Source organism: Micromonospora sp. NPDC023956, assembly GCF_040639195.1.
In the GTDB taxonomy this organism is placed as follows: Bacteria; Actinomycetota; Actinomycetes; order Mycobacteriales; family Micromonosporaceae; genus Micromonospora.
In genome coordinates this window covers 348209-367876 of sequence record NZ_JBEZZN010000005.1, presented here as the reverse complement: position 1 = coordinate 367876, position 19668 = coordinate 348209, and the positions used below count along the sequence as shown (strand labels likewise).

The 19668-nt window shown below is 71.3% G+C and carries 16 protein-coding genes; 12 read left to right on the top strand and 4 right to left on the bottom strand.

The genetic code is table 11. The features are described from left to right. Nucleotides 1–190: 190 nt before the first annotated feature. Nucleotides 191–1399: a DUF349 domain-containing protein gene (locus AB0F58_RS13860; RefSeq protein WP_357142429.1), complete on the bottom strand. Its 1209-nt coding sequence runs from the start codon at nt 1397–1399 to the stop codon at nt 191–193. 259 nt (nt 1400–1658) lie between these two features. On the opposite strand from AB0F58_RS13860, the gene AB0F58_RS13855 reads away from it, so the two are divergent. The 4 genes from AB0F58_RS13855 to dapF all read left to right on the top strand — a co-directional run bounded on the left by AB0F58_RS13855 (nt 1659) and on the right by dapF (nt 4681). After that, on the top strand, nt 1659–2108 hold the full coding sequence (locus AB0F58_RS13855; RefSeq protein WP_357142428.1) for a hypothetical protein: 450 nt from the start codon (nt 1659–1661) through the stop codon (nt 2106–2108). Between the two features lie 78 nt (nt 2109–2186). Continuing rightward, the gene (locus AB0F58_RS13850) at nt 2187–2909 is read left to right on the top strand and encodes a class III extradiol dioxygenase subunit B-like domain-containing protein (RefSeq protein WP_357142427.1); all 723 of its coding nucleotides are present in this window, start codon (nt 2187–2189) and stop codon (nt 2907–2909) included. After that, nucleotides 2906–3811, top strand: coding sequence for a tRNA (adenosine(37)-N6)-dimethylallyltransferase MiaA (gene miaA / locus AB0F58_RS13845; RefSeq protein ID WP_357142426.1), 906 nt, complete (start codon nt 2906–2908; stop codon nt 3809–3811). Before AB0F58_RS13850 ends, miaA begins: the two co-directional genes overlap by 4 nt. Before the next feature lie 42 nt (nt 3812–3853). Then, complete coding sequence (dapF, locus tag AB0F58_RS13840) at nt 3854–4681, top strand: diaminopimelate epimerase (RefSeq protein ID WP_357142425.1); 828 nt, start codon at nt 3854–3856, stop codon at nt 4679–4681. A gap of 55 nt (nt 4682–4736) precedes the next feature. On the opposite strand, the gene AB0F58_RS13835 is transcribed toward dapF, so the two are convergent. Beyond that, entirely contained in the window at nt 4737–6212 is a 1476-nt protein-coding gene (locus tag AB0F58_RS13835) for an NAD-dependent malic enzyme (protein ID WP_357142424.1), read from the bottom strand. A 207-nt stretch (nt 6213–6419) separates the two neighbouring features. Here AB0F58_RS13835 and hflX point away from each other — a divergent pair, with 207 nt between their 5' ends. Together hflX and AB0F58_RS13825 are read left to right on the top strand one after the other, a co-directional pair. Then, the gene (gene hflX / locus AB0F58_RS13830; RefSeq protein WP_357142423.1) at nt 6420–7871 is read left to right on the top strand and encodes a GTPase HflX; all 1452 of its coding nucleotides are present in this window, start codon (nt 6420–6422) and stop codon (nt 7869–7871) included. A 50-nt stretch (nt 7872–7921) separates the two neighbouring features. Further along, nucleotides 7922–9559: a hypothetical protein gene (locus AB0F58_RS13825; protein ID WP_357142422.1), complete on the top strand. Its 1638-nt coding sequence runs from the start codon at nt 7922–7924 to the stop codon at nt 9557–9559. A gap of 112 nt (nt 9560–9671) precedes the next feature. Here AB0F58_RS13825 and lexA read toward each other — a convergent pair whose 3' ends face one another. Continuing rightward, complete coding sequence (gene lexA, locus AB0F58_RS13820; RefSeq protein ID WP_357142421.1) at nt 9672–10457, bottom strand: transcriptional repressor LexA; 786 nt, start codon at nt 10455–10457, stop codon at nt 9672–9674. 515 nt (nt 10458–10972) lie between these two features. Here lexA and nrdR point away from each other — a divergent pair. From nrdR to AB0F58_RS13795, 5 genes are all read left to right on the top strand, one after another. Then, entirely contained in the window at nt 10973–11491 is a 519-nt protein-coding gene (nrdR, locus tag AB0F58_RS13815; RefSeq protein WP_357142445.1) for a transcriptional regulator NrdR, read from the top strand. Nucleotides 11492–11556: 65 nt separating this feature from the next. Further along, nucleotides 11557–14421, top strand: a complete 2865-nt coding sequence (locus tag AB0F58_RS13810; RefSeq protein ID WP_357142420.1) for a vitamin B12-dependent ribonucleotide reductase — start codon at nt 11557–11559, stop codon at nt 14419–14421. A gap of 393 nt (nt 14422–14814) precedes the next feature. Next, the gene (locus AB0F58_RS13805) at nt 14815–15648 is read left to right on the top strand and encodes a hypothetical protein (protein WP_357142419.1); all 834 of its coding nucleotides are present in this window, start codon (nt 14815–14817) and stop codon (nt 15646–15648) included. A 1352-nt stretch (nt 15649–17000) separates the two neighbouring features. Then, nucleotides 17001–17483 carry a peptidase inhibitor family I36 protein gene (locus tag AB0F58_RS13800; RefSeq protein WP_357142418.1) on the top strand — a complete coding sequence of 161 codons (483 nt, stop codon included), beginning with the start codon at nt 17001–17003 and terminating at the stop codon, nt 17481–17483. Nucleotides 17484–17627: 144 nt separating this feature from the next. Further along, nucleotides 17628–17870 (top strand): DUF5522 domain-containing protein, encoded by a 243-nt coding sequence (locus AB0F58_RS13795; RefSeq protein ID WP_357142417.1) that lies wholly within the window; start codon nt 17628–17630, stop codon nt 17868–17870. 43 nt (nt 17871–17913) lie between these two features. Here the strand turns inward: AB0F58_RS13795 and AB0F58_RS13790 are convergent, their stop codons facing one another. Then, nucleotides 17914–18603, bottom strand: a complete 690-nt coding sequence (locus tag AB0F58_RS13790; protein WP_357142416.1) for a metal-dependent transcriptional regulator — start codon at nt 18601–18603, stop codon at nt 17914–17916. Nucleotides 18604–18765: 162 nt separating this feature from the next. On the opposite strand from AB0F58_RS13790, the gene AB0F58_RS13785 reads away from it, so the two are divergent. After that, complete coding sequence (locus AB0F58_RS13785) at nt 18766–19623, top strand: sulfurtransferase (RefSeq protein WP_357142415.1); 858 nt, start codon at nt 18766–18768, stop codon at nt 19621–19623. Nucleotides 19624–19668 lie beyond the last annotated feature (45 nt).

Below are 19668 nucleotides of genomic sequence, written 5' to 3'. Positions count from 1 at the left end.
TTTATTTTCGGGCGGGGGGTCGCTGGGCCCTGGGGGCTGCCTGTGGTGGCTATCTCGGTTTTTTTGGGGTTTTTGGTGCTTTTATTTTTGGGTTGGGTGGGCGTGGGTTTGTGGGGGGGCGGCGGGGGCGCGCCCCTCGGGGGGGTGGGCGCGGCGGGGCGGGGGCCCCGCGGGGGTCATCGACCGTCGGTCAGCCGGCCTGCTCGGCGAGCTGGAGGAACTGCCGCTTGGACGCGAGCGCCTGCTCGGCCTCCCGGATCCGCTTGGCGTCCCCGGCGGCCTGGGCACGGGTCAGCCGCTCCTCGGCCTCGGCCACCTGCGCACGCATCTGCGCCAGCAGCGGGTTGTCCTGCGGCGCGGTACGCCGCCACGCGGAGTCCATCGCCTCGCGGACCCGGTCGTCCACCGCCCGCATCCGCCGCTCCAGGCTGGCCGCCGCGTCCCGGGGCACCCGTCCGGCCTCGTGCCACTGTGCCTGGATATCGCGCAGCTTCGCCTGGGTCCCGCGCGGGTCGGCGTTGACGTCCAGCGCCTCGGCCTCGGCCAGCAGGGCCTGCTTGCGCTCCAGGTTGGCGCGCTGCTCGTTGTCCCGGGCCGAGAAGACCTCGCTGCGCCGGGTGAAGAACTCGTCCTGAGCCGCCCGGAACCGTTCCCAGAGCTTCTGCTCGGCCTCCTTGGAGGCGCGCGGCGCGGCCTTCCACTCGGCCATCAGCTCCTTGAGCCGGTTGGCGGTGGCCGCCCACTCGGTCGAGCCCTTGATCGACTCGGCCTCGGCGACCAGCTGCTCCTTGGCGGTCTGCGCCTGCTTGCGCTGCGAGTCCAGGGTGGCGAAGTGCGCGCCCCGGCGCCGGGTGAACCCGTCCCGGGCGGCGGCGAACCGCTTCCACAGCTCACCGTCGGTCTTCTTGTCGACCCCGCGAATGGTCTTCCACTCGTCGAGGATCTCCTTGAGGCGGTCGCCCGCGGTCTTCCAGCCGGTGGACTCGGCGCCGAGCTTCTCGGCCTCCTCGACCAGGGCGGTCTTGCGGGCCACGGCCTCGACCCGCGCCGCGTCGCGGGCGGCCCGTGCCTCCCCGGCCTTCTCCTCGGCGAGCGCGGCGAGCTTGTCCAGCCGGGCGGCGAGCGCGTCGAGGTCCCCGACCACGTGCGCCTCGGCCAGGGAATCCCGGAGCCGGCGGATCGTGGTCAACGATCCGCTGGCGTCGGCCGCACCCGAGTTGAGTCGGGCCGCGGCCAGGTCGACCTCGGTCACCAGGTCGGCGAAGCGGCGGGCGAAGTGGGCCAGCCCCTCCTCCGGTGCTCCGGCCTGCCAGGATCCGACCACCCGCTCGCCCTCGGCGGTCTTGACGTACACGGTGCCGTCCGCGTCCACCCGTCCGAAGGCAGTCCAGTCACTCATGTGCCCATCCTCGTTCTCCCGGCGTCGACGGGGACAGTCCCGTGATCGCCGCCACGGCGCAGCAAGTTTCTCCTCCGGCATTGTCACAGGTCCCACCGGGTCCGCGTCGAGCGCCTATCGCCGACCGTGACCATACGGTGTCCTACCCCGGACCGTCGTCTGTCGACGGTCGGCTTGTCGGTTGTTGACGTACGCTGTACGGTACGGCGTACTACAGCGGCCCGGCGACATCGACCGGGCCCGGCAGGAGGAGGACCGAATGACCCAGGCCCGTTCCCGGATCGTCCCGCCGGCCGATCGGGGTTACGCGCCGGACGCGGAGGACCTCGCCGCGCTGGACGCCTGGTTCCGCCGCTACGACGCGTACGCGGCGGCCGGCGACGTCGCCGGCACGGCGGACATGGCCCTGTTCCCGCTGAACACCGTGACCGACGACTCCTCGGGCGAGGGTTCCGCCCGGCAGCTCGACCGGGAGGAGTACCTGCGGGTGATGGGCGGGGCGCTCGGTGACCCGGGCGACCTGACGATGAACTCCACCCGGACGCCGTACCTGCTCACCCCCGGCCTCGCGGTGGTCTTCACCGAGGCGGAGTTCACCGTCGACGGGCGGTCCCAGCGGGTCCGCTACGCCGACGTGCTGGTCCGGACCGGCGGCGAGTGGCGGTTCCAGACGATGGTCCAGGGCGGTTGGGGCGACCAGGCCGCCTAGCCCGCCCGGACCGTGGCGCGGCCGGTGTTCCCGCGGGCCCCGGGACGCCGACCGCGTGCCGGCCGCTACGGTTGCCGGGTGCCCCTGGTCGCCGCCGCCGTCTGCCCGCACCCGCCGCTGCTCGTGCCCGAGGTCGCCGGAGCCGCCGCCGGTGAACTCGACGGTCTCCGCGCGGCCTGCGACGCGGCGGTCGCCCGACTGCTCGACGCCCGCCCGGAGCAACTCCTGCTGATCGGCTCCGGGCCCCGGACCACCCGGTTCAACCCCGCCGACCACGGCACGCTGCGGCCGTACGGGCTCGACCGGGAGGTCCGGCTGTGGAAGGTGAACTGTGCCGGCGGCCCCCACCTCCCGCTCAGCCTGACCATCGGCGCGTGGCTGGTCGGCCGGTCCGGCACCGGGCTGCCCCGCTTCGCCCACGCGATCGCCGTCGACGCCCCACCCGACGAGTGCGACCGGCTCGGGGCGGAGCTGGCCGGGGCCGCCACCGGACCGAGGACCGCGTTGCTGGTGCTCGGGGACGGTTCGGCGACCCGGGGACGGCAGGCACCCGGCTACGACGACCCACGGGCGCAGCCGTACGACGACCGGGTCGCCACGGCCCTGGCCGACGCGGACACCGCCGCCCTGCGGGACCTGGACCCGGGGCTCTCGACGCAGTTGCGGGCCGCCGGTCGGGCCCCCTGGCAGGTGCTGGCCGGCGCGGTGCGGGCAACCGGCGGTGACTGGCGGGGCGAGCTGACCCACCACACCGCCCCGTACGGCGTGGCCTACCTCGTGGCGACCTGGGAGCGGGTGTGACGGTCGTCGCGGTGGTCGGGCCGACCGCCGCCGGCAAGTCCGCGCTGAGCATCGCCCTCGCCCACGCCCTCGACGGCGAGGTGGTCAACGCCGACTCGATGCAGCTCTACCGGGGCATGGACATCGGCACCGCGAAGCTGACCCCGACCGAGCGCGAGGGGGTGCCGCACCACCTGCTCGACATCTGGCCGGTGACCGAGCCGGCCAGCGTCGCGGAGTACCAGCGGCTCGCCCGCGCGGCGGTCGACGACATCCTCGCCCGGGGAAAGGTGCCGCTGCTGGTCGGCGGTTCCGGCCTCTACGTACGGGCGGTGCTCGAACGGTTCGAGTTCCCCGGCACCGACCCGGAGCTGCGCGGGCGGCTGGAGGCCGAGCTGGCCGCCCTCGGTCCGGCCCCGCTGTACGAACGGCTGCGTGCCACCGACCCGGCCGCCGCCGCCGGCATCCTGCCCGGCAACGGCCGACGGATCGTCCGGGCGCTGGAGGTCGTCGAGCTGACCGGCGCGCCGTTCGCCGCGTCGCTGCCCGAGCCGACCCCGTTCTACCCGTCGGTGCAGCTCGGCGTCGACCTGGACACCGCCGTCCTGGACGAGCGGATCGCCCGGCGGGTGGACCGGATGTGGGCCGACGGGCTGGTCGCCGAGACCCGCGCGCTGGTCGGGGCGGGCCTCCCCGAGGGGCGTACCGCCAGCCGGGCGCTCGGCTACCAGCAGGTGCTCCGGTTCCTGGCCGGTGAGTCGACCGAGGCCGCGGCGCACGACGAGACGATCCGGGCGACCCGGCGGTTCGTCCGGCGGCAGCGCTCCTGGTTCCGCCGCGACCCCCGGGTGCACTGGCTGGACGCCACCGCCCCGGACCTGGCCGAACGCGCCCTGACGGTGGTGCGGGCCGCAGCGCGGTGAGAGCACTGCGGCTCGCCGGGGCGGCTGCGCGATGATGGGGGCGTGGAGTTCACCAAGGGCCATGGCACCGGCAACGACTTCGTGATCCTGCCCGACCCCGACGGGCAGCTGGCGCTGACCCCCGAGCGGGTCGCCGCGCTCTGCGACCGGCGATGCGGCATCGGCGGCGACGGGGTGCTGCGGGTGGTCCGGGCCGCGAAGCATCCGGACGGTGCCGGGCAGGCCGCCGAGGCCGAGTGGTTCATGGACTACTGGAACGCCGACGGTTCCTTCGCCGAGATGTGCGGCAACGGAGCCCGGGTCTTCGTCCGCTACCTCGTCGCCCGGGGGCTCGCCGTCCCGACCGACGGCCTGCTGCCGGTGGCGACCCGGGCCGGCCTGGTCCGGGCCCGCCTCGACGGGGAGACCGTCGCCGTCGAGATGCGCCGCCCGCACCGGTACGACGCCGGGGTGGCCACCCTCGGCGGGCTGACCCTGCCCGGCACCGCCGTCGACGTCGGCAATCCGCACCTGGTCTGCCCGCTGCCGGCCGGGCTGGACCTGGCCGCGCTCGACCTCACCCGGGCGCCCGGGGTCGACCCGGCGCTCTTCCCGGCCGGGGTGAACGTCGAGTTCACCAGCCCGGGTGAGCCGGTCGACGACACCGACGGACACGTGCTGATGCGGGTGTACGAGCGTGGCTCGGCCGAGACGCTCTCCTGCGGCACCGGAGCCTGTGCGGTGGCGGCGGTGGCGCTGCACGACGCCGGTCGGGAGACCGGCGTGGTGGCGGTCGACGTCCCCGGCGGTCGGCTGACGGTCACCATCGAGCCGGACTCCTGCTGGCTCGCCGGCCCCGCCCTCCTGGTGGCCACCGGCACCCTCTGCTGACCCGGCCCTTCCCCCGCCGGTCGACCATGACGTCGACCAGCGGGGGCCGCGGTGGTCAGGGGGTGGCGGAGGAGGCGGCGGCGATCCCGGACAGGTCGGCGGGGCCGGGGTCGGAGCTGGCCGGGGGAGCGGCGGCACCGGGGTTCTGGGCGGCGGCGCGGACGGCGGCGGCCACCGCGGGCGCCACCCGGGAGTCGAACACGCTCGGCACGATCACCGTCGGGTTGATCTTCTCCTCGCCGACCACGTCCGCGATGGCCCGTGCGGCGGCGATCGCCATCTCCTCGGTGAACTCCTCGGCGTGCGCGTCCAGCATGCCCCGGAACACGCCGGGGAAGGCGAGCACGTTGTTGATCTGGTTCGGCTGGTCGGAGCGGCCGGTGGCAACCACGGCGGCGTGCTTGCGGGCCTCCCGGGGGTCGACCTCCGGGTCCGGGTTGGCCAACGCGAAGACGATCGCGTCCTTGGCCATGGTGGCGATGTCCTCGCCGGTGAGCAGGTTCGGCGCGCTCACCCCGATGAAGACGTCCGCGCCGGCGATCGCCCCCCGCAGGTCACCGGAGTAGTTCTCCCGGTTGGTGTTCTCGGCCAGCCACTGCCAGGCCGGGTTGAGGTCGGGCAGCCCACGGTGCAGCGCGCCCTGCCGGTCGTACGCGACGATGTCGCCCACGCCCTGACGCAGCAGCAGCTTCATGATCGCGGTACCCGCCGCGCCGGCGCCGGAGACCACCACCCGGACGTCCGAGAGTTGCTTGCCCACCACGCGCAGGGCGTTGGTCAGCGCGGCGAGCACGCAGATCGCCGTGCCGTGCTGGTCGTCGTGGAAGACCGGGATGTCCAGCAGGTCCCGCAGTCGGGACTCGATCTCGAAGCAGCGCGGCGCGGCGATGTCCTCCAGGTTGATCCCGCCGTACGCCGGCGCGATCGCCCGGACGATGCTGACGATCTCGTCGGTGTCCTGGGTGTCCAGCACCACCGGCCAGGCGTCTACCCCGCCGAACCGCTTGAAGAGCGCGGCCTTGCCCTCCATCACCGGCAGCGAGGCGGCCGGGCCCAGGTTGCCGAGGCCCAGCACGGCGGAGCCGTCGGTCACCACGGCCACCGTGTTGCGCTTGATGGTCAGCCGGCGCGCGTCGGCCGGGTTCTCCGCGATCGCCTGGCAGACCCGGGCCACCCCCGGCGTGTACGCCCGGGACAGCTCGTCCCGGTTGCGCAGCGCCACCTTGGGGGTCACCTCGATCTTGCCGCCCAGGTGCAGGAGGAACGTCCGGTCGGAGACCTTGCGGACGTCCACCCCGTCCAGCGCGCTCAGCGCCGACACCACCTGGTCGGCGTGGCCGGCGTCGGCGGTGTCGCAGGTCAGGTCGACTACCACGTGGGTCGGGTCGGAGTCGACCACGTCCAGCGCGGTGACGATGGCCCCGGCCTCCCCGACGCAGGTGGTGAGCCGCCCGATCGACGACGCGTCGGCGGGCACGGCGATCCGGATGGTGATCGAGAATCCGGCGCTCGGCAGTCGGGTGATGGCCACAGGGTCCCTCCGGTCACGGCTCGGCGGCCCCGAGGCGACGCCGCCCCCGCATTTCTACCGGTTCGCCGGATCGCACCGACACGCGGCCCGGAGGGTGGTGACGCGGGCCGCGCGTGATCGACCGCTGAGCGGGCAAATAGCAGGTGCGGCGGGGCCGTACGCGTGACACGATTGCTTCGTACCGATCAAAACGGACAGGAGAGCGGTTTGCGAGAGCAGCAGGGCTTCGTCCCGGTCGAGGACGAGGAACTCGACGCCACCACCGGCGAGCTGGAACTGGAGGAGCGTCAGGCGCTGCGGCGGGTGCCCGGTCTCTCCACCGAGCTCAGTGACGTCACCGAGGTCGAGTACCGGCAGCTCCGGCTGGAGCGGGTGGTGCTGGTCGGCGTCTGGACCGAGGGCACGGTGACCGACGCGGAGAACTCCCTCACCGAGTTGGCCGCGCTCGCCGAGACCGCCGGCTCCCAGGTGCTGGAGGGGCTGATCCAGCGACGCAACCGCCCGGACCCGGCCACCTACGTCGGGCGGGGCAAGGTCGACGCACTCGGCGCGGTGGTCCTCTCCACCGGGGCCGACACGGTGATCTGCGACGGGGAACTCTCCCCGTCCCAGTTGCGCAACCTGGAACAGCGCACCAAGGTCAAAGTGGTCGACCGGACCGCGTTGATCCTCGACATCTTCGCCCAGCACGCCAAGAGTCGGGAGGGCAAGGCGCAGGTCGAGCTGGCCCAGCTCGAATACCTCCTGCCCCGGCTGCGCGGCTGGGGTGAAACCCTCTCCCGGCAGACCGGTGGTAGCGGTCGCGGTGGCGGTGCCGGCGGCGGCGTGGGCCTGCGTGGTCCCGGTGAGACCAAGCTGGAGACCGACCGGCGGCGGATCCGGCACCGGATCTCCCGGCTGCGCCGCGAGATCAAGGCCATGCGGACGGTACGCCAGACCAAGCGAGCCCGCCGCACCCGCAACGCGGTGCCCGCGGTGGCCATCGCCGGCTACACCAACGCCGGCAAGTCCAGCCTGCTCAACCGGCTGACCGGCGCGGGGGTGCTGGTCGAGAACGCGCTCTTCGCCACCCTCGACCCGACCACCCGGCGGGCCACCGCCGCCGACGGTCGCCTCTACACCCTCTCCGACACGGTCGGCTTCGTCCGGCACCTGCCGCACCAGATCGTCGAGGCGTTCCGCTCGACGCTGGAGGAGGTGGCCGAATCGGACCTGGTGGTGCACGTGGTCGACGGCACCCACCCCGACCCGGAGGAGCAGGTGCGGGCGGTTCGCGAGGTGCTCGCCGAGGTCGGCGCCGACCGGCTCCCCGAACTGCTGGCGGTCAACAAGACCGACGCCGCCGACGAGGAGACGCTGCTGCGACTCAAGCGTGCCTGGCCGGACGCGATCTTCGTCTCCGCCCACTCCGGGCGGGGGATCGAGGAACTGCGCGCCGCCATCGAGGCGCGGCTGCCCCATCCGGCGGTCGAGATCCGGGCGGTGCTGCCGTACGACCGGGGTGACCTGGTCGCCCGGGTGCACCGGCAGGGCGAGGTGCTCAGCACGGCCCACCTTCCGGAGGGGACGTTGCTGCACGTCCGGGTGGATGCGGCACTCGCCGCCGAGCTGGCCCCGTTCGAGTCGGCGGAGAAGACGGTCGCCGCACGTCGTCCGTAAGGGGCCGGCGGGTCGTCCGAATGGTGAGCGGAACATGCGACACTGAGCCCATGCGGCGCGCGGTTTCCTCGATCACGGTTGCCTTCGGCCTGCTCACGGTCACCGTGGGAATCGCCGGGGCGGCGGTCGCCGCCCCGGCCCCGTCCGCCCCGGACACCGCACCGGCGGCTGGCAAGAAGCGTTGCGCGGTCACCGACGAGAAGCTCCGCGAACTCTCCGGGCTGGTCGTGACCAAGAACGGCTACATCGTGGTCAACGACAGCACGGAGATCGACAGCCACAAGCGGGTCTTCTACCTGAACGCGACGTGTGAGGTCACCAAGGGCGTCCGGTACTCCGGCCAGGGGCCACTGGACCCGGAGGACCTGGCCCTCTCCCCGGACGGCAAGACGCTCTGGATCGCCGACATCGGTGACAACGTCACCAGCACCAAGCGGCGCGAGCGGGTGGCGCTGTGGAGCATGCCGGCCAGCGGCTCGGAGGAGCCCGAACTGCACCGGGTCGCCTACCCGGAGCGCAAGCCGCACGACGCCGAGGCACTGCTGATCGGGGACGACGGCAAGCCCCTGATCATCACGAAGACGCTCAGCGGCAAGGCGGAGATCTTCACCCCGACGGCGGCGCTCAGGACCAACAATGCCGAGCCGGTGCCGATGCAGAAGGTCGGCGAGGTCGCTCTGCCCAGGACCACCACCGCCAACGTGCTCCAGGGGCCCGGCCGGATCGCGATCACCGGGGCGGCCCGCTCACCCGACGGCAGCCGGGTGGTGCTGCGCACCTATGCCGACGCCTTCGAGTACGACGTGGCCGGCGGCGACCTCGTGGCCGCCCTGACCAAGGGCGAACCCCGGGTCACCCCGCTGGCCGACCCGTTCGGCGAGGCGATCTCCTACACCCCCGACGGCAAGCTCTTCGTCACCGTCTCCGACGCCGGCGAGCTGGGCGAGGACGCGAACGTCGACATCCTGGCGTACCCGCCGTCGACCAAGGGCGCCACGCCGGTGGCCGGGAAGCCGAAGGCCAAGGAGGCGGCCGGGGGCTCCCTGTTGGACGGGCTCAGCCTGGACGACATCACGTATCTGATCGCGGCGGTCGGTGCACTCGGCGCGCTGCTGGTCGGGGCGGGGATCGTCGGCATCGTCCGGGCCCGGCGCCGGCCACCGGCGGCGTCCCGGCGCGATCCGCAGGTCAGTGGCGAACTGCCCGCCCGTGACGAGGTCGACCGCCGTGACGGCGGCCGACCCGGTGTCCCGCCGCCGGGTCGGGAGCCGCAGCGGGGCGCGGTCTACGGTGGCCCGCCGGCCGCCACCGGTGGTCGTCCGGCCGGTCGGGCCGGCGGGGGGAACGTCTACGGCGGTGCCGCCCCACCGGCCGGGGGCGCGGTCTACGGTGGCCAGGGCGGTGCGAACGTGTACGGCGGCCCCCCCGGCGCCCCGCCCGGCGGCGGACGCGGCGGCTACCGGGACGGCGGTGGCCGGGGCCCCTCGGGCGGTCGGGGCGGTTACGGCGGCGAGGGTGCGTACGGTGGCGGCGGGTACGGCGGGGGTCGGGCCGAGCCGCCGCGCCGGGGTGCGCCCGGTCGACGACGGGACGAGCCGGACGAGTACCGTCGCCGGGGCGGACCCGACCCGGAGGGACACGGTCGCGCCAACGGTCCGGGCCACGACTACCGGGGCACCCGGTACTGACACACCGACGGCGCGGTTCTGGTGGTCGGCCACCGCTGACCGGGGCACCGCGCGGTGCCCCGGAAGCACCCGGACGACGGCGGCGACCAGTGCCGCAGCCGTCCGACCGGGGTCAGATGCGCCGGAGCACCGCCACGACGCGCCCCATGATGGTGGCGTCGTCGCCGGGAATCGGGTCGAAGGCCGGGTTCTGCGGCATCAGCCAGACGTGGCCGTCGCGTCGGCGGTAGGTCTTGACGGTCGCCTCGCCGTCGAGCATGGCGGCCACGATCTCGCCGCTGTCGGCGGTCGGCTGCTGCCGGACCACGACCCAGTCGCCGTCACAGATGGCGGCGTCGAGCATCGAGTCGCCCTTGACCTGGAGCATGAAGACCTCGCCCTCGCCCACCAGCTCGCGGGGGAGGGGGAAGATGTCCTCGACGGCCTGCTCGGCGAGGATCGGCCCACCGGCGGCGATCCGGCCCAGCATCGGCACGTACGCCGGCGTGGGACGCTGCGAGCGGGTCGCCTCGTCGTCGATCATGTCGCTGGGCGGGCGGACGTCCACCGCGCGGGGGCGGTTCGGGTCGCGCCGCAGGAAACCCTTCCGCTCCAACTCCTTGAGCTGGTACGCGACGCTGGACGGGGAGACCAGCCCGACCGCCTCGCCGATCTCCCGCACGCTGGGTGGGTAACCGTGGCGGTCCACCCAGTCCCGGATGAACTCCAGGATCCGCCGCTGGCGGGCGGTCAGGTCGACGGTGGCCGGGTCGGGGAAGGCGCTGACCACCGGCGTGACCGGGCGCACGGCGGGCTGCCCCGTCCGGCTGCGCGCGGCCCGACGGCGGGTGGCCGGTGGCCCCGCCTCGGCGATCTGCTGCGGGGGCTTCGGCCGGCTGGCCCGGTCCTCGGTCGACACGTCCGTCCTCCCTGGTCGGCGCTGGGTGCCTCGGCGGCTCGTGGTGCGTACGGACGAGCGGGGCCGCCTCGACGGCAGGCCCGCGCCCGGTTGTTCCCGACCGTATAGGTGGGATGGGTCATTTTCAAACGTCTGTACGACCTGATTCCGGCGTGTCGCCGGGAAATCCGTCCCTCCGGCGGGTCGGTTTCTGTTTAATGGTACGCCCAGTCGAACTCATGTTCGATTCTCGAGTGGTTCGGGGGTAACCGACGGCGCGTCCGGGCGTTGGACGTGGGGAGTCCCGCGTGACGCGCCGGACACCCCGGTCCAACTTGACCACCGTCGGTCCGCAGCATACGGTCGACCCCTAGATGTAGTAGTCACATGGGTGTAAGTCGCCTATAGGTTGGGTTCGACTACCGACCGCACTTCTCGTTCGCGCCCACGGCGGCCGGCCATCGACCGATGGTTCCGCCGTGATCACGCGTGTCCGGGAACGGGGCGCGACCGCGATCGATGAAGGAGGTGCGGCGATGCGGTGCCCGTACTGCCGGCACGCCGACTCCCGGGTGGTCGACTCGCGGGAGGCCGACGACGGCCAGCTGATCCGGCGTCGCCGGGCCTGCCCGGAATGTGGCAAGCGGTTCACCACGGTCGAGGAGGCAGTCCTCGCCGTGGTGAAACGGAGCGGGGTGACCGAGCCGTTCAGCCGCACGAAGATCATCGGTGGGGTCCGCAAGGCCTGCCAGGGGCGGCCGGTCGACGAGGACTCGATCGCCCTGCTGGCGCAGAAGGTCGAGGAGACCGTGCGGGCCAAGGGCGCGGCGGAGCTGCCGAGTCACGAGGTGGGGCTGGCGATCCTGGGCCCGCTGCGGGACCTGGACGAGGTGGCCTACCTCCGCTTCGCCAGCGTCTACCGGTCGTTCGACTCGCTGGCCGACTTCGAGCGCGAGATCGAGACGCTGCGGGCGGCGGCGCGCGCCCGGACCGGCGTCGGGGGCGACCCGGACGGGGCCACCGCCGCGGCCGGGGCGGGCGACCGCACCAACTGATTTTTTTCCAACGGGTACGTGACGACGCGCGGTCGGGTGGCCGCGCAGACGAGGGGGCGGATGAGATGGCGGGGGACGGCGTGACAGCGAGTCGGACGCGGACGGCGAAGAGCGGCGGGGCGGCGACCGGGCTGAAGGTCGACCGGGTGTGGACCACCGAGGGGGTGCACCCGTACGACGAGGTGACCTGGGAGCGCCGGGACGTCGTGATGACGAACTGGCGGGACGGCTCGATCAACTTCGAGCAGCGCGGGGTCGAGTACCCGGAGTCCTGGAGCGTCAACGCGGCCAACATCGTGACCACGAAGTACTTCCGGGGCGCGGTGGGCACGCAGGAGCGGGAGTGGTCGCTCAAGCAGCTCATCGACCGGGTGGTCGGCAGCTACCGGGCCGCCGGTGAGAAGTACGGCTACTTCGCGAGCCCGGCCGACGCCGAGGTCTTCGCCCACGAGCTGACCTGGATGCTGCTGCACCAGGTGTTCAGCTTCAACTCGCCGGTCTGGTTCAACGTCGGCACGCCGTCGCCGCAGCAGGTCAGCGCGTGCTTCATCCTGGCCGTCGACGACTCGATGGACTCGATCCTCGACTGGTACAAGGAGGAGGGGCTGATCTTCAAGGGCGGCTCCGGTTCCGGGGTGAACCTCTCCCGGATCCGCTCCTCCCGGGAGCTGCTCTCCTCCGGTGGCAACGCCTCCGGCCCGGTCAGCTTCATGCGCGGCGCGGACGCCTCGGCCGGCACCATCAAGTCCGGCGGCGCCACCCGGCGCGCGGCGAAGATGGTCATCCTCGACGTGGACCACCCGGACATCCAGGAGTTCGTGGTCACCAAGGCGCGCGAGGAGGACAAGATCCGCGCGCTGCGGGACGCCGGGTTCGACATGGACCTCGGCGGCGCCGACATCGTCAGCGTGCAGTACCAGAACGCCAACAACTCGGTCCGGGTCTCCGACGAGTTCATGACTGCGGTGGAGAACGACGGCGGGTTCGACCTGCGGGGCCGGCTGGACGGGGCGACGATCGAGACGGTCGAGGCGAAGCAGCTCTTCCGGTCCATCGCCCACGCCGCCTGGGAGTGCGCCGACCCCGGCCTCCAGTACGACGACACGATCAACGACTGGCACACCTGCCCGGAGACCGGGCGGATCACCGCCTCGAACCCGTGCTCGGAGTACCTGCACCTGGACAACTCGTCCTGCAACCTGGCCTCGCTGAACCTGATGAAGTTCCTCCGCGCGGACGGGGGCTTCGAGGTGGAGAAGTTCGTCCGCTCGGTCGAGCTGGTCATCACCGCGATGGACATCTCGATCTGCTTCGCCGACTTCCCCACCGAGAAGATCGGCGAGACCACCCGCGCCTACCGTCAGCTCGGCATCGGGTACGCCAACCTCGGCGCCCTGCTGATGGCCTCCGGCATGCCGTACGACTCGGACCAGGGGCGCTCGCTGGCCGCCGCGATCACCTCGCTGATGACCGGCACGGCGTACCGCCGCTCGGCCGAGCTGGCCGGCATCGTCGGCCCGTACGACGGCTACGCCCGCAACGCCGAGCCGCACAAGCGGGTGATGCGCAAGCACGCCGCCGCCAACGACGAGATCAAGCCGAGCGGCACCGTCGCCACCGCGGTCGTCCGGGAGGCGACCCGGCAGTGGACCCAGGGCAACAAGGTCGGCGACCGGAACGGCTGGCGGAACGCGCAGGCCAGCGTGCTCGCCCCCACCGGCACCATCGGCCTGATGATGGACTGCGACACCACCGGCGTCGAGCCCGACCTGGCGCTGGTGAAGTTCAAGAAGCTGGTCGGCGGCGGCTCGATGCAGATCGTCAACCAGACGGTCCCCCGCGCCCTGCGCAGCCTCGGCTACCCGGAGGAGCAGGTCGAGGCGATCGTCGAGCACATCGCCGACCACGGTCACGTGGTGGACGCCCCCGGCCTCAAGCCGGAGCACTACCCGGTCTTCGACTGCGCCATGGGCGAGCGCTCCATCGCCCCGATGGGGCACGTACGGATGATGGCGGCCGTCCAGCCGTTCATCTCCGGCGCGATCTCCAAGACGGTGAACATGCCGGAGGCGGCCACCGTCGAGGACGTCGAGAAGATCTACTTCGAGGGCTGGAAGCTCGGCCTCAAGGCGCTGGCGATCTACCGGGACAACTGCAAGGTCGGCCAGCCGCTCTCGGTGGCCAAGCCGAACAAGGGTGCCGAGGCCGCGTCGACCGAGGTCGAGAAGGTCGTGGAGAAGGTCGTCGAGTACCGCCCGGTGCGCAAGCGGCTGCCGAAGAAGCGTCCGTCCCAGACGGTCAGCTTCTCCGTCGGCGGCGCCGAGGGGTACCTCACCGCGTCGTCGTACCCGGACGACGGCCTGGGCGAGGTCTTCCTCAAGATGTCCAAGCAGGGTTCCACGCTGGCCGGGGTGATGGACGCCTTCTCGGTGGCCATCTCCATCGGCCTCCAGTACGGCGTCCCGCTGGAGACGTACGTCAGCAAGTTCACCAACATGCGGTTCGAGCCGGCCGGGATGACCGACGACCCGGACGTGCGGATCGCCGCCTCGGTGATGGACTACATCTTCCGTCGCCTGGCGCTGGACTTCCTGCCCTACGACAACCGCGCCGAGCTGGGCATCTTCACCGCCGCCGAGCGGACCGCCCAGATGCGGGCCGAGGCGGAGGCGGCCGAGGGCGGTGCGGACCTCACCGCGATGGCCGCCTCCGCCCCGGTCGAGAACCGGCCCGAGCCGGCGGCCGGGCCGGTCGCCGAGGCCGCCGTCGCCAAGCCGGCGCCGTCGGTCGGTTCCTCCACCGAGCTGCTGGAGGCCGTGATCGGCAAGGCCGCCGACGCGCCGCTCTGCTTCACCTGCGGTACGAAGATGCGCCCCGCCGGCAGCTGCTACGTCTGCGAGGGCTGCGGCTCCACCAGCGGCTGTAGCTGACAGGGCCGCGAGTTGCCTTCAATGCACCATTCGGCCTGAGTGGCAACATGACGTAGTCGCACGTCAGGAGGGGGGTCCGGAGATGTCCGGGATCCCCCTCCTGCGTCCTTGAGTAGGGAAAACGCGACGGTCAAGCCGTGTGTGCAGTTGTGCGGCGGCTGGTTTCTGTCTTGCCGACGATGAGACCCGCTGGTTAAGTCGGCTATGGCTGGGTTGTTTCTCTTACGTAACTCACGGGTAGGTGATTCTGATCATAGGGTGCCCTCTGAACTCCAAGCGGAGCTGCGAAGTTGCCAATGGGTCGGCTCTGGCCAGGTCTTTCCTCGTCTGCATGGAAAACTAACTATTTGTTGGTGGTGTCAGCGGCTGTCCATGCCTCGGTACCATCGCCCAATGGGCAAGCGCAGCCGTCCTCGGCGATCGGGGCGGAAAGCCTTCAGTCGCACTCGTGCATCTCGCCTTGTCAACGCTGCCGCCGGATCAAAAGATGGTTCCGATGCGAGTGCCGTTGGCGTCGATGGATCGTCGGCTGGCAAGCGATCCAACAGGCTCACTGCCTGGATGGCCGTGGGGACACTTGTTGTCAACGCCCTGATGCTTCACGTGGCCTGTAGTAATGGTCGGAGCACTGAGCGGTCCGCCACTGTCAGCGAGCGGGCTCTTCGTGACCAGCAGGCCGCGACGAGGGACCAGGTCGACACGAACCGCGTTGAGCGGGAGCGCAACGAGCGTGAGTTGCGTGAGGTGAGCCAGAAGGACGCTGCGCTCATATCTGTCGAGATATCTGGATATCGGCAGATGGACCGCCTTGTTGTTGATAACAACACCCAGATCGTGCTCGTCAACCGCTCAAAGGCTGACGCTTTCCACGTTACGCTGACAATTGAACACGACGATCAGCGCGATGATGACGGGGTGCCGAAGGGCCACGCCCGATTCGGTGTTCCCGGCATCGTTTCCGCCTGTAGCGTCCGAACGTTCAACCTGCCAGTTGACCTGCACCGCAGCGAGCAGCATCCCGGGCTCCGCGGTCAGGTGCTCCATGCCATCGACCCGCTGGTCTATTTCATTCAGGCGGGCTCCCGGTGGCAGTACCATCAGAAGTCCGGTGGGTACCGTTTGAAGCTTACCCCTGGCGTGCAGGCCGATGATCGAGATCGGGACGCTAACGATGTCGGCGATCTGGTAGAGATTGGCTCGCGTCGGCTGTCGGATTGTCAGAAATAGCCGATCCTGCTGTAGTGACGCGGTCGCTGGACAGGAAGATCAGGCTGTAAGTGACACCTGGCTCCCGGATCGCCGAGTGTCGGGGTACTTCCCGCGCAGACAGTTGGTAGCTCAATGCGCGCCCGGAGTTTTCATCCACCGTGAGAACATGTCGGTTCTTGCCTTCGTCGCCGGTGGTGATGGCGAGGCCAGAGCGCCCGAGCGGGTCGCTCGCACTCCGACAGATCCCGAGCGCGGTGCTGTCGGCGACGACCTGGAGCAGACTGGATCGTTGCCGGGGCCGTAGCGTGTGGTATCTGTACATCTCGGACGCTGCCGACAGGACGGCGTGCGGGCCGTTCTCGACCGGGTCCTGGGCGGCCAGCTGTCGGGCGAGCTTCTCAGGCTCCTCGCTTGGATCGGGTACCGGTATGGCTAGCTCTCCCGGCTCGTATCGCACTGAACGGGGTGGGACGGCGGCGAAGCTGGTCAACCATCCCGACGTCTGGAGTGCGTCAAGGGACAGCGAGGGCAGGGTGCGGATCTCGCGCCGTCCCGAGCGGTCGGACGCCCACCAGGTCTGCTCCTCGAGCATCTGTGGCGGTGGATCCGGTACTGGACTTGTCGTGTCCCTGAACCAGACGAGTGATCGGATGTGAGCGTAGCGGCCTCCGCCTGTCGGTTCTTTGATCTGGCCCACCCGACTCGCCAACTGCCGCAGGTGGCTCTGAGCTGTCGCGTCGGTCAGCGGGGCGCACTGCTCCGACGGGGCGGCCGAGGAACCGGGTGGCGAGTGCCTGTCGGCCTCGACACGAGGGTGGCCCGGAGAGCCGCAACCGCTCAGCGTTCCGGTCGATGCCAGAGCGAGCATGGTGGCCAGCAGCGTGGCGTGGTGAGGGCGGACCAGGCGCCGGTCGCCCGAAACATTCGCCACCTTCGTCCCCCCGGTAGTCGGCAGCTCGTCTGCACACCCTGTCCTACCCGATCGCCAACTGTCAATCATCGGAAGGTGTTACGCCAGTAGACGTCCACCTGGTCCGGGGGTGTCGCACCGCCGGTCCGATGCTGCGAGGTGGAGCCGTGGATCTTTCTGTTCAGGGGCATCGGGGAGACGTCCTCAGATCGTTGATCTTCCGGCGTCGTGGGCCTGGAGATGAATGAACAAACTTCATCCGGAAGTGCAAAGCGCAGCTGGGCGACGATTGACGGGCGTCGGTATAGTCAGAACATCGGCTGTTACCGTTCTGATCTACAATAGGTGATCACGGTGCCGCAGTCTGGTCGAGTCCTGCAACATTCCGAGATTGGTATTGGAGTGTGGTGGAAGAATGTCCAGAACACCCAGGTGGCCAAATGCCGCTACTCTCGCGATCGTGCTGTTGCTTTCCTTCGGTACCGCGTCTCCGTCAGCACTGGCCAGCCCCTCCGACCAGGCCCGGCAGCAGAGAATCGAGGCGCATCTGAAGGCGTATCCGGGTGGAATCCAGATCAATGCAAACGAGATCAGCTACGCCGGACGATCGTTCGTCATGTCCTTCGAGCGGTCAGTGCGGTCGCTGCAGGGTGCTGATTGCCCGTCGGGCATGGTGTGTTACTACGAAGGTAGGAACTTCGGCTACCCCCGGGGTCGATACTCCGGCTGCTCCTGGCTGGATTTGGCTAGTCTCGGCTGGAACGATCGAATGGAGTCGGTGCACTACAACGCTCCGACGGGGACGGCGTACTTCTGGAACCATGGATCGGTGGATAGTCACGCCTACGACTCGTTGCTCTTTCGATACGGCACTGGCAATCGAATCGACGCCGACCTCAGCCCCAACTTGAACAAGGCTGATCATGTCGAGAGAAGATGCTGAAGCACGCAGGGAAGGCCCCCGTTGTCGTGGAGCCCGTCAGCGTCGTGCGGGCCCGGTAACCGGCGCTCCCGGTGGTACGGGCGACCGGCCCGCCGCTGGCGTCAGGTGCCCCGACCGACCGGCGGCGGCCCCTACACTCGCCACGTGCCTGGGAAGCCACTACCTCTGGCGGCGCGGTCGTTGACCGAGCCGCACCCGGCGCGGCTGGCGCCTGACCATCCGGACCGGGAACGGATCCTCGCCGCGCACGCCGCCGCACTGGCCGCCGGTGCGGCCGGCTACCCCGACCCGTCGACCGGGCTCTTCGTGCTCACCGCCGGGTTCCTCGCCCGGCGCGGCACCTGCTGTGGGCGCGGCTGCCGGCACTGCCCGTACGTCACCGACTGACCCGGACGGCCCGCCACGCGCCGACCGTCCGGAATGCGACGACTCAGCCGGCGGCGACGAACACCCGGGAGGCGACCTCACGGGGGAGGCGGATCTTCTCACCCGAGCGGTCGATGGTGACCGCGTCCCGTTCCTGGGCGACGGTGACCCTGGCGCCCGGGTCCACCCCGGCGGCGTGCAGTTGGCGCAGCACGTCCGCGTCGGTCTGCACGCTCTCGCAGATCCGCCGCACGGTCACCGTGCCGACCAGACCGGGGAAGGCCAGGTTGCGTTCGCCCTCGGCCACCTCGACGGTGGGCTGCTCCGGCGGACCCAGCTCATCCAACCCCGGAATGGGGTTGCCGTAAGGGGAGCGGGTGGGGCGGTTGAGCAGGTCGTACACCCGCTTCTCCACCGCGTCGCTCATCACGTGCTCCCACCGGCAGGCCTCCTGGTGGGCCTCCTCGTAGGGCATACCGATCACGTTGACCAGCAGCAGTTCGGCGAGGCGGTGCTTGCGCATCACCGACACCGCCGTGTTGCGCCCCAGCGCGGTCAGCGTGAGATGCCGGTCGCCCTCGACGGTGAGCAGCCCGTCGCGTTCCATCCGGGCGACGGTCTGGCTGACGGTCGGACCGCTCTGGTGCAGCCGCTCGGCGATCCGCGCGCGCAGCGGCGGCACCCCCTCCTCCTCGAGTTCGAGAATGGTGCGTAGGTACATTTCGGTCGTGTCGACCAGGTCGTGCCGGCCCATCTACCTCCACCTCTCCTCGGAGGTAGCCACGCCCTTGGTCGTGTCGACCGGATCATGTTTCACGTCGCAGGTCCTCCCGAAGACCGATGCTACCTCGGTAACCGGCCGACGACCGCTGGCGAACCGCCGGTCAGGACGACGCGATGGGGTTAACTGGACGCCATGTCCGGTACCGATGATCTGCTGGTCGAGGCGGCGGAGCTGGCCGTCGAGATCGGTCACGACCGCCCGCCCGTCCTGCTCGACGTCCGCTGGCGGCTCGCCGGCCCGCCCGGCCGGGCCGACCACGCCGCCGGGCACCTACCCGGCGCGGTCTTCGTCGACCTGGACACCGAGCTCTGCGGCCCGCCCGGTCCCGCCGGGCGGCACCCGCTGCCCGACCCGGCCGTGCTCCAGGTGGCGCTGCGTCGGGCCGGCGTCCGGCAGGGGCACCCGGTGGTGGTGTACGACGGCGGTGACGGGATGGCCGCCGCGCGGGCCTGGTGGACGCTGCGCTGGGCCGGACACCGTCCGGTCCGGCTGCTGCACGGGGGCTTCCCGGCCTGGGTGGCCGCCGGCCTGCCGGTCGACACCGACGTCCCCGTCCCCACGCCCGGTGACGTCACCGTCCGTCCCGGTGGGCTGCCGGTGCTCGACGCCGACGCCGCCGCCCGACTGGCCGCCACCGACCGGGCGGTGCTGCTCGACGTGCGCGCCGCCCCCCGCTACCGGGGCGAGACCGAGCCGATCGACCCGGTGGCCGGGCACGTCCCCGGCGCGACGAACCTGCCCGCCCCGGAGTACGTCACCGAGGGGCGCTTCCCCGCCGCCGCCGCGCTGCGGGACCGGTTCACCGCCGCCGGGGTGACCGACGGCTGGCCGGTCGGCGCGTACTGCGGTTCCGGGGTGACCGCCGCCCAGACGGTGCTGGCGCTGCACCTCGCCGGCCGGACCGACGCGGCCCTGTACGTCGGCTCGTGGAGCGACTGGGTGGCCGACCCGGACCGACCGGTCGCCACCGGGGCGCAACCGGGACGGTGACCGCCCCACCACCGGCGGCGGGGGCCGCCCCGCCCGCGTGCGACG

Bases quoted from the DNA above. Each gene is read 5' to 3' on its own strand.
- AB0F58_RS13805 (WP_357142419.1), top strand. From the start codon at position 14,815: ATGGGCAAGCGCAGCCGTCCTCGGCGATCGGGGCGGAAAGCCTTCAGT.
- AB0F58_RS13790 (WP_357142416.1), bottom strand. From the start codon at position 18,603: ATGGGCCGGCACGACCTGGTCGACACGACCGAAATGTACCTACGCACC.
- AB0F58_RS13810 (WP_357142420.1), top strand. From the start codon at position 11,557: ATGGCGGGGGACGGCGTGACAGCGAGTCGGACGCGGACGGCGAAGAGC.
- nrdR (WP_357142445.1), top strand. From the start codon at position 10,973: ATGCGGTGCCCGTACTGCCGGCACGCCGACTCCCGGGTGGTCGACTCG.
- AB0F58_RS13825 (WP_357142422.1), top strand. From the start codon at position 7,922: ATGCGGCGCGCGGTTTCCTCGATCACGGTTGCCTTCGGCCTGCTCACG.
- AB0F58_RS13855 (WP_357142428.1), top strand. From the start codon at position 1,659: ATGACCCAGGCCCGTTCCCGGATCGTCCCGCCGGCCGATCGGGGTTAC.
- AB0F58_RS13860 (WP_357142429.1), bottom strand. From the start codon at position 1,399: ATGAGTGACTGGACTGCCTTCGGACGGGTGGACGCGGACGGCACCGTG.
- AB0F58_RS13785 (WP_357142415.1), top strand. From the start codon at position 18,766: ATGTCCGGTACCGATGATCTGCTGGTCGAGGCGGCGGAGCTGGCCGTC.